Origin of the sequence: Oryzicola mucosus (assembly GCF_014534685.1) — a bacterium.
In the GTDB taxonomy this organism is placed as follows: domain Bacteria; phylum Pseudomonadota; class Alphaproteobacteria; order Rhizobiales; family Rhizobiaceae; genus Oryzicola; species Oryzicola mucosus.
This window is the reverse complement of sequence record NZ_JACVVX010000019.1, coordinates 1-8,630: the sequence shown is the minus strand read 5'-3', so window position 1 is coordinate 8,630 and position 8,630 is coordinate 1. Positions and strand designations below refer to the sequence as shown.

Annotated in this window: 8 protein-coding genes; 2 read left to right on the top strand and 6 right to left on the bottom strand. The window is 60.2% G+C overall.

Annotated elements, in window-relative coordinates; genetic code table 11:
* Positions 1-1,015: 1,015 nt before the first annotated feature.
* Positions 1,016-2,548: an ATP-binding protein gene (locus ICI42_RS23300; RefSeq protein WP_188167001.1), complete on the top strand. Its 1,533-nt coding sequence runs from the start codon at positions 1,016-1,018 to the stop codon at positions 2,546-2,548.
* 189 nt (positions 2,549-2,737) lie between these two features.
* On the opposite strand, the gene ICI42_RS23295 is transcribed toward ICI42_RS23300, so the two are convergent.
* From ICI42_RS23295 to ICI42_RS23270, 6 genes are all read right to left on the bottom strand, one after another.
* Entirely contained in the window at positions 2,738-3,802 is a 1,065-nt protein-coding gene (locus ICI42_RS23295; protein ID WP_188167000.1) for a succinylglutamate desuccinylase/aspartoacylase family protein, read from the bottom strand.
* Between the two features lie 16 nt (positions 3,803-3,818).
* Entirely contained in the window at positions 3,819-4,577 is a 759-nt protein-coding gene (locus ICI42_RS23290) for an amino acid ABC transporter ATP-binding protein (protein ID WP_188166999.1), read from the bottom strand.
* Between the two features lie 320 nt (positions 4,578-4,897).
* Positions 4,898-5,557, bottom strand: coding sequence for an amino acid ABC transporter permease (locus ICI42_RS23285; RefSeq protein ID WP_188166998.1), 660 nt, complete (start codon positions 5,555-5,557; stop codon positions 4,898-4,900).
* A complete protein-coding gene (locus tag ICI42_RS23280; RefSeq protein WP_188166997.1) occupies positions 5,547-6,206 on the bottom strand; it encodes an amino acid ABC transporter permease in 660 nt (219 codons plus the stop codon). Before ICI42_RS23280 ends, ICI42_RS23285 begins: the two co-directional genes overlap by 11 nt.
* On the bottom strand, positions 6,203-7,141 hold the full coding sequence (gene ehuB, locus ICI42_RS23275) for an ectoine/hydroxyectoine ABC transporter substrate-binding protein EhuB (protein WP_230980533.1): 939 nt from the start codon (positions 7,139-7,141) through the stop codon (positions 6,203-6,205). The genes ICI42_RS23280 and ehuB overlap by 4 nt, the downstream gene beginning before the upstream one ends.
* Positions 7,142-7,295: 154 nt before the next feature.
* Entirely contained in the window at positions 7,296-7,922 is a 627-nt protein-coding gene (locus tag ICI42_RS23270) for a hypothetical protein (protein WP_188166996.1), read from the bottom strand.
* A 120-nt stretch (positions 7,923-8,042) separates the two neighbouring features.
* Here ICI42_RS23270 and ICI42_RS24075 point away from each other — a divergent pair, with 120 nt between their 5' ends.
* A complete protein-coding gene (locus tag ICI42_RS24075; protein WP_330999227.1) occupies positions 8,043-8,303 on the top strand; it encodes a helix-turn-helix domain-containing protein in 261 nt (86 codons plus the stop codon).
* Positions 8,304-8,630 lie beyond the last annotated feature (327 nt).

The window sequence follows — 8,630 nt, the reverse complement described above, 5'->3', positions numbered from 1 at the left end:
GCGCGAACGTTCGACGCCCTATGCCATGCAATCGGCGATATCTGTGACCTCTTCGACCCAACACAATGCCGAAACTTTTTCAAGGCTGCCGGATATGAGGCCGATTAAGTGCGACACGCTTTAGAATGTGGCCTTGAAGGAAGTAGCCAGACGCGGCGGGCGAACGAGCCCGTCGGTGCTTCTCGAACAATATCGGCGACAGGATCGCGCCCGGTCGCCCTGAACAGGGTCTTGAGGACGCACAGATCCAACCCCTCATAACGCAGGGCGAATGTCAGGTGGCCAGCCAGGTCAGCGTTTGGTGTGTGGCGGGGTGTGAATATCCGCCAGCCTTCCGCCTCATAGATCTTATGACGCTGCCCGATTGCAGCCAGCTTCAGCGGCACGGGTACGGCAAGCCCGCAGGCATTGATCAGAGCCGCATACCCGACGGGCAGCGCCTCTTCCAGCAGCTTGCGGGCATGAAAAACAGAACCGGGCCTGAAAATTGGCTCTGAGGGCCGTCGCCCATGAAAATCGATACCTTGCCGTGAAACTCGAAAACTACCCTATAGTCGCATGAAAAAGGATGACATCCAATGAAAAGGCTTACAACTAGGTCTCGTGAATTTCGATAACGATACGATCAGGTGATGGGGTCAAGAAGATGGTCATGATGACCGGCGAACGGCCAGGAAATTCAGGAAGCCCATCGGCACACTACTGTCATGACCTGCGTTCCGTATCATATACGGCAGCAGGCAGACAGCATTCCCCAGACGCGGCGCGTCCTTGACGATCTGCAAGTGCATTTAACCGGCGATCGCCGGCTTCCGTGAGTCCGGGCGCTCTTGCCCACCATCGCCTTTTCATCAATCAAACAATCTTGGCCTCCCGGAGCATCGGCCTGTATTGACCCCGCTCTTGCCCTCATTAGAGCTGGGTCTATCCGTCCGTCGGCTAGTGACACGGGCTTTTAAAGCGTGCGAGTTTCGAACAATCGAAGTAACGGCATAGCTGAATGGGTTTCTGCGACATGAGTGTCACAAGCGCGCTTGACGATGCACTGCTGGAGGGCACTTTTACGCGTTCGGGTGACGCAATCTTCGTGCTTGACCGGGATGGTTTCATCGATTGCAACGACGCCGCGCTCCGCATGTTCGGCTTTACTGATAAACAGGAGGTCTTGACGCGGCATCCCGGAGACTTCGCGCCTGAGCGGCAGCTCGACGGCCGGTTGTCGGTCGATGTGGCGGAGGCCGACATGGCGGCTGCTTTTGCGCAGGGACATGCGCTTGTCGAATGGCAGCATCAACGAAAGGATGGCAGCTTGTTCTTCTCGGAGGTCATGCTCGTTGGGGTGACGCTCAATGGGCGACAAGCCCTTACTGCCACCATCCGCGATGTATCGAGACGTAAAGAAGCCGAGGGGGAGGTGCTGCGACAGCGCGATGCCTTGTACCAGAGCGAAAAGATGGGAGCACTCGGCTCGCTGCTGGCGGGTATCGCGCACGAGCTGAACAACCCGTTGGCAGTAGTGTTGACCCAGGCCGGCCTCATGCGCGAGACCTGCGTTGAACCGCACAGCGTAATGCGTGCCAAGAAGATCGAAAATGCGGCTAACCGTTGCGCCCGCATCGTGAGGTCTTTCCTGGCAATGGCGCGCCAGCGTCCGCCATCATCAGTGCCGGTGAATTTGCGGCAGATCGTCGAGGCCGCTCTGGACATGACAAGTTACGGCTTGCGCAGCAGCGGGATCAAAGTCTCAATCGACATTCCAGAACTTCCCGAGATAAGCGGCGATCCTGACCGTCTTGGTCAAGTTGCAATGAACCTCATTGTGAATGCTCAACACGCCCTGGAGAAGGTTGAAGGCGACCGTCACCTCGCCATTGTCGGGATGAAGAACGATCATGAGATTCGGCTGACGTTCTCGGACAGCGGACCTGGCGTCCCGGTTTCTATCCGTGATCGCATTTTTGAGCCTTTCTTCACGACGAAGCCGGTCGGTGTCGGCACCGGGATTGGATTGTCGCTCTGCCAGAGCATTGTGCGCTCTCATCAAGGCTCCCTGGTTTGCGAAGAAGCGGCGAATGGTGGAGCGGCCTTTGTATTGGTTTTGCCTTTGCCTGCCGCGCCGGTCTCAGTAATTTCGGTTAATGCGAGCGAACAGCAACCCAATCGAGGAGGCAGTATTCTGATCGTCGATGACGAACCGGAGATCCTGGATGTTTTGCGCGAGATAGTGTCGCCCTTGGTCGATCGCGTCGATTGCGTCAGCACGGGTGCTGAAGCGCTCGAATATATTCACGGCACCACCAACGACATCTTGCTGAGCGACTTGCGTATGCCGGAAATGGACGGGCCAACTCTCTACTCAAGGCTACTGCAGCACGGCCCCGGTGTTCCGAAACGGATCATCTTTGTTACCGGTGATGCGCTGGATGGAAGCATCCGCCAGTTTGCCCAAGGTAAGAAGGATGTCGCTGTACTGGAAAAGCCATTCACACCTGATGAGGTGCGTGACATCATCAGGGAAGCGCTAGCGTCACATAGGAATGCGCTTTAGCCAGGGGCCATTTTTGTGCTCCACCTCCCTTTATGAGTTCCTCCGATATTTTGCCGTTACAGCAGAGGATCATGCAGTAATTCACCTGCAAGGTTGGCATCGGAGCGGCCCACCTGTTTACGAACAACTGTTCGGAAAGACCGGCGCCAATGGCGATGGTTGGCTCCATCAGGCGGCCAAGAATGCAGATCACACACTGCACATCGATGCAAAATGCCGGAGGACATCAACCGAGGACATTGCCTGGTCAGTCATGACTTTGAACAGGCAATCGCCGGCTTCGGTGAGTGCTGGCGCCCTGCGACAAGCTACCAGCCCGGATTGTGCGCACTGAACTACCGTGACGGGGTGATCCGGTCCATCCAGGGGATGGATGAAGCCGGCACATTGGCCTGCGACAACCTCATCGCCGATTTCGATCATTGGCTCGAAGATGCCGCGCACCGGCGCGTAGGCGAAGGCCTGCTTGCCGTTGACGCGCATGATCCGAGTGGTCCCGGCTGGCGCTACTGGTGCGTTGGGAAGGATACCAAGATGCTTCAGGCATCGAACAGTACCGTCCCGGGCCAGCGCCTCGCCCGTTGATGAGAGGTATGCCCCGCCGCCGAGTTCGGTGGTGATGGCAAGCACACCGAGTGCCTGCGCTGTGGCAGACAGCGTGGTCGCTCCACCGCCGGCCGACCCGTCACTGATGGAGCCATAGGGCGCGCCGAAGACATGCATGAGTTCGATCAGCTTTGACGTCTCCATGTCACTACTGCCACTCCTGCCACTCCTGATCATGCAACACGGCAGGTAATGCAAGGATCGCCCCCCTGAGTGGAGGTCGATGACGATGCTCGCCATCGGCAGGAGGATTTTTGTCACATAGTGGGCAATCATCTGGGTCGGCGTGCCATTAGCGTCGCCTGGAAACATCCGGTTGAGGTTGCCCTCGTCGAGTGGCGAGACACGTCGGCCGGCGATGACGGCGGGATAGTTCAGCGCCGGCAGCAGGATGATCCGGCCGGACACATCCCTGGCCTCGATCTGCCGCGCCAGCTTGGCAAGTGCGACCTGACCCTCATACTCGTCGCCGTGATTGCCGGCGATAAGCAGGGCGGTCGGTCCAGCACCGTTTTTGATGCAGACGATGGGGATGGGAATGGTGCCATAGGCTGACAGGTCGGTGGAGAAGGGCAGGCGGAGACAGCCGAACTGTTTGCCATCCTTGTCGAAGTCGACATCGGTCCAGATGCGGGTCGTGCTCGCCATTCGTTTTGTCTCTCCGTCAATGCAGCAGGGTGTTGAGGAAGCTGCGGGCACGCGGATGGCCGGGTGTGGTGAAGAAGGTCGAGGGCGATGCCTGCTCGACGATGCTGCCCTGGTCCATGAACACGACCTGGTCGGCGACCTCTCGGGCAAACCCCATCTCATGGGTGACGCAGATCATCGTCATGCCCTCATTGGCCAGTCCGGTCATGACGTCGAGCACCTCCTTGATCATCTCGGGATCGAGTGCGGAGGTCGGCTCGTCGAACAGCATCAGGCGCGGGTTCATGCACAGAGCCCGTGCGATGGCGACACGCTGCTGTTGTCCGCCGGACAGCTGGGCTGGATATTTGTTGGCTTGTTCGGGAATGCGCACCTTCTCCAGATGATGACGGGCGAGGCTTTCCGCCTCATGCCGCGCCATGCCCAGCACCCGTCTCAGGGCGAGCGTGCAGTTGGACAGCACGGTCAGATGCGGGAACAGGTTGAAGTTCTGGAACACCATGCCGGTCTGCCGGCGGGCAAGGGTGGTCTCCCTGGCATTCTCGCCCAGGCGGGTGGCACCCAGCGTCACGGTTCCCTGCTGGTAGGCTTCCAAGCCGTTGAGGCAGCGGATCAGGGTGGATTTGCCGGATCCCGATGGCCCGCAGACCACGATGCGGGAGCCGTTGGGCACGGTCAGGCTGACATCCCTGAGGACGTGGAAGGTGCCATACCACTTGTTGAGGGCGCCGATCTGCACGGCATGCACGGCAGGGGTTTTGGCGGTCTGTGGCATTGGTCTCTCTGCATTGTTTGGGTGATGTGGATGACCGGAACGGGGCGATGCTTGCTCAACGACGGTCGGCGCGGTCGAATGATGACTTGTCCAGCCAGGCGCGGCTCGCCTCATCCTCTTCGTTGATCGTGGTCGCGGCGCAGTCCCGGGTTCTTCGTCGGCCGCTGTCTGCGGCGTCAGTCTTGGTCTGGGCGCCACTTTGCCGGTCCTGGGCCGGTCCTTGTCCTGACGCCGCCTCTATCCATCAGCGGACTGTTCCGCCCGGGAAAATGAAGCGCATCGTGGTCGACAGCCCGCCGAAGGCGATCTCTCCTTTGCGCTTACCGGCGCATCGGCCTGAGCAATCGGCCCTCCAGCCGTTTGATGGCTTGCGAGATGATCAGTGCCAGGCCCAGGAAGATCAGGCCTGCCACGGTCAGCGGCTCGGCATAGCGATAGGTCTCCGAGGCGATGTCGAAGGCGCGGCCCAGCATCTCGGGGACGGCCAGCACGGCGAGATAGGGCGTCGCCTTGAGGATCGAGACGAAGTAGTTGCCCATGGGTGCAGCGATGTTGCGCAGCATCTGCGGTGCAATGACAAAGACCGTCATGTCCAGTCGGCCCAATCCCAAGGCTCTGGCTGCCTCCGCCTGTCCCCTGGGAATGGCATCGATGCCTGCCTTGAAGACTTCCGAGAGATAACCGCTGAAGTAGAGGCTGAGACCGATAATGCCGACAGCAAGGGCGCTCAGGCGAATGCCGTAGAAGGGCAGGATGAAGTACAGGCAATACAGCCAGACCAGCACCGGGGTCGCCCTGATGAAGTCGATCAGGAAGCGCACGGCATAACCCATGACACCGCCCGAGCGCCGGGTGATCTCAAAGCCAAATCCGATGGCAGCTGCTCCAACACAGCTGACGGCTGCCACCAGAAGCGTCATGCCGATGGCGCTGAGAATGGTCGGTAAGGTCGAGAGAGCGAAGTCGATGTCAAAGCCCACCGCTGATCTCCCGTGCCGGGCCAACCCGGCTTTCGACCAGCCGCCCCAGTAAGGCGATGGGGTAGCAGACGACGAAATAGGCCAAGAGCAGCGAGAGATAGATCGGTACGGGGTCGTATTCGATCTGGGAGATCTCCTTGGCGCGGAAGGTCATGTCGGTCAGCGTCACCAGCGAGACCAGTGATGTCGCCTTCACCAGCTGGATGATCTGGTTGATGAAGGTCGGGCTCATCGTCACCAGAGCCTGCGGCAGTTCGATCAAAAGCAGGATGGTCGGACGCGACAGCCCGAGCGCCTGTCCCGCCTCCTTCTGCCCCCGGTCAAGCGACTGCAGTCCCGCCCTGACGGCCTGGCTGGCATAACCGCCAATGTTCAATCCCAACACCATGGCGCTGACGGTCATGGCCGAAAACATCAGGCCGACCACCGGCAGGGCATAATAGAAGACGAACAGCAGGATGATGACGGCCGAACTGCGCCAGAACTCGATGATCGCGGTGACGACAAGCCGTGCCGGACCTGTGGTCAGATACTGCGCGACCCCGAACACCAGACCGAAGGGGATGGCAAAGATCAGGCCATAGAGTGTTACCAATGCGGTGACCCGGAACCCCTGAAGGATGCCAAGCCAGATGTCGAGCATGCTCATTTGCCGGCACCCGACGTAGCGGCAGAACCATCACAGAGCTTTTGGGCAGTAACGCTGTCCGGCACGGCCTCGGGCGTGCCAAAGCCGTATCTGGCCATGATGGCGGCAACCGTGCCGTCTGTCTTCAACGCGGCTAGCCGCTCGTCGTAAAGCGCACGCAGATCCTCATCCCCGGTTCGGAAGGCGACGGCCGCGTAGTTCGCCTGCTCGTCGGTGGTGACGAAGGGTGTGGCGCGTTCCAGTCCCTTTGCCTTCTCCCCCGACAGCAGGCCGATCACCGTGGGCGAGGACAGCACAGCGACATCGACGCGACCGGCGCGCAGGGCGGAGACATTGGACTCGATATCGGGGAACAGCAGCATGCGGTCCTCCGGCACGCCGGCCGCGGTCGCGTTCTTCACCGACACGCTGCCGCGACCTGCTCCCATGACGATCTCGCTGTTGCCGACGATATCGGCAAAGCCATGCACCTGCTTTGGATTGCCAGCCAATACGATGGCGGCATCGGGCACCTTGAGGTCTGGCGCGCCGAAGGCGACCTGAAGACACCGCTCGGGCGTGATGGCCAGCCCCGAGGCGACCGCATCGAACCGGCCGGCGAGAAGCCCGGGGATCAGCGCGCCGAACTCTGTGACCCTGATATCGAGGTCTTTGACGCCAAGTTCGGCAAAGGCTGCCCGCAACAGATCGGGATGCCAGCCCGTTGCCTGTCCGGTGGCTTCATCGCGAGAGCCCCATGGCGCACGGTTGTGGATGCCGATGACGATCTTGCCCTCGCGCAAGACACGCTCCTTGGTCGTCTCGGCCAGAGCCGAACCGTGCGGCAGGCTGACAAGCATTGCCACCAGTGCCAGCAACCCGATCATCCCCTGCCGCCGCAGACCCAGCCGCCGCAGCCCTTGCACCCCGCCCAGTACAGCTTTCCTCACAGTCATTCTCATCTCCCATTGTCGTGTTTTGATTTGGTAAGGGCAGGGTAGCCCCCAAGCTCGCCCCGATTACGATGCCGGCCGTGTGCGGTTCCCTTCGCGGTATCAGGCGCTTCTTCTCCGCGCCGTGCGCGCCTCCACGTGGTCGCCTGCCACGCGGTCAGACCAAGCTTCGCCGCCCTGGGGTCGGGTCGGTGTCGTCATCCCGGTTGCTTTCTAAGGACCTTTGGGGTTGCCCAGCCTTCTCCATCAGGCGAGTGAGGTCCGAGAGAACGGATTTGACCTGCGGCCAGGGATACTCCGACGCTGTGCCGGCGGTCTCGCAACTGCCGACGATCACCCTGAGCTTGGCGATGACGCCCTCGACCGATTGCGCCAGAGTGACGGCAACCGCCTCAAGGCATCGCTCCTCCGCCTCCATCGCCTGAAGCTCTGCCGCGCGGACCCGGGCATAGCCGGGGTCGATGTCCAATGCGTCGAGCGGGGATTGATGATCTGGTGTCGAAGCAGGGCAGGGCGTGTCCGCCGCTTCGCCAGCATGGGATGGCGGCGATCCAAGCCGCCGCATCATTCGCGTTTCGAGCCGCTGCTGCAGCCGGCACAGAAGCGTAGCCTCACGATGAGCCTGCTCCCAGTCACGCAGCAGCGCAACCGCAGGCTCCAAAGGTTCGCTCGAGCCCGCAGAACCGTGGGCTCGTGCCGCCACCTTATCATCCACAGCACGTCTCTTCCTTCGCACCCCATAGGTGACGAAAGGCAAAGAAGTGGTATTGTCGGAATCAGCCATGATCCGAGCTCCAACCAGCTTAGATTGCGGTCAGGCCGAGTAGGTGTGTCAGCACCTGTTCGGCCGTCATGTTTGAGAAGGTTCTTATACAAATTGATTGATGTCAATCGGAATGTTTTGGTGAAGTCAGTAGTTCTTACGATTGAACAATGTCGCGGCGCGCGGGCGATGTTGGGCTGGAGCCAGGATGAACTTGCGCAAGCGGCGAACGTGTCGCGACAAACTATTGCCGATTATGAGCGTGGTGCTCGCAGTCCGATTTCCAATAATCTTATTGCTATTCGCAAGGCCTTTGAGGCAGCAGGTCTCGTATTCATCGCAGAAAATGGTGGCGGTGCAGGTCTCCGATTCGAAAAGCCATCCGGCAGCGAAGAGAACTAGAGCCCGAAGATAGACCCAAGCGGTCTCGAGGCAATGCTAATGGGGTCGCAATAGGCGTGCTGCCGCGCACGCGTGAAGAAGCGGGCGTCGAGGTGATTACTGACAATGGCGTTGGTGCAGGTGCTCGGCTCAGGCACAGCTCACGCGAAACCTAATCGCCACTCCTAATCGAACCTACGATCGGAATGTCGGGGAAGGGGCCGATGAACGAACCCGCTCGCGCGGGAGGGCGCCTGGGTTGAGATAGAGGGCACAGGCCGGAGGTCGGGCTTCCATTGAGCCTGGCGCGGTAGCGGCAGAGCATGACGGGCTTCTTCAACAAGGAGC

Bases quoted from the DNA above. Each gene is read 5' to 3' on its own strand.
- ICI42_RS23290 (WP_188166999.1), bottom strand. From the start codon at position 4,577: ATGCCACAGACCGCCAAAACCCCTGCCGTGCATGCCGTGCAGATCGGC.
- ICI42_RS23270 (WP_188166996.1), bottom strand. From the start codon at position 7,922: ATGGCTGATTCCGACAATACCACTTCTTTGCCTTTCGTCACCTATGGG.
- ICI42_RS23295 (WP_188167000.1), bottom strand. From the start codon at position 3,802: ATGGCGAGCACGACCCGCATCTGGACCGATGTCGACTTCGACAAGGAT.
- ICI42_RS23300 (WP_188167001.1), top strand. From the start codon at position 1,016: ATGAGTGTCACAAGCGCGCTTGACGATGCACTGCTGGAGGGCACTTTT.
- ehuB (WP_230980533.1), bottom strand. From the start codon at position 7,141: ATGACTGTGAGGAAAGCTGTACTGGGCGGGGTGCAAGGGCTGCGGCGG.
- ICI42_RS23280 (WP_188166997.1), bottom strand. From the start codon at position 6,206: ATGAGCATGCTCGACATCTGGCTTGGCATCCTTCAGGGGTTCCGGGTC.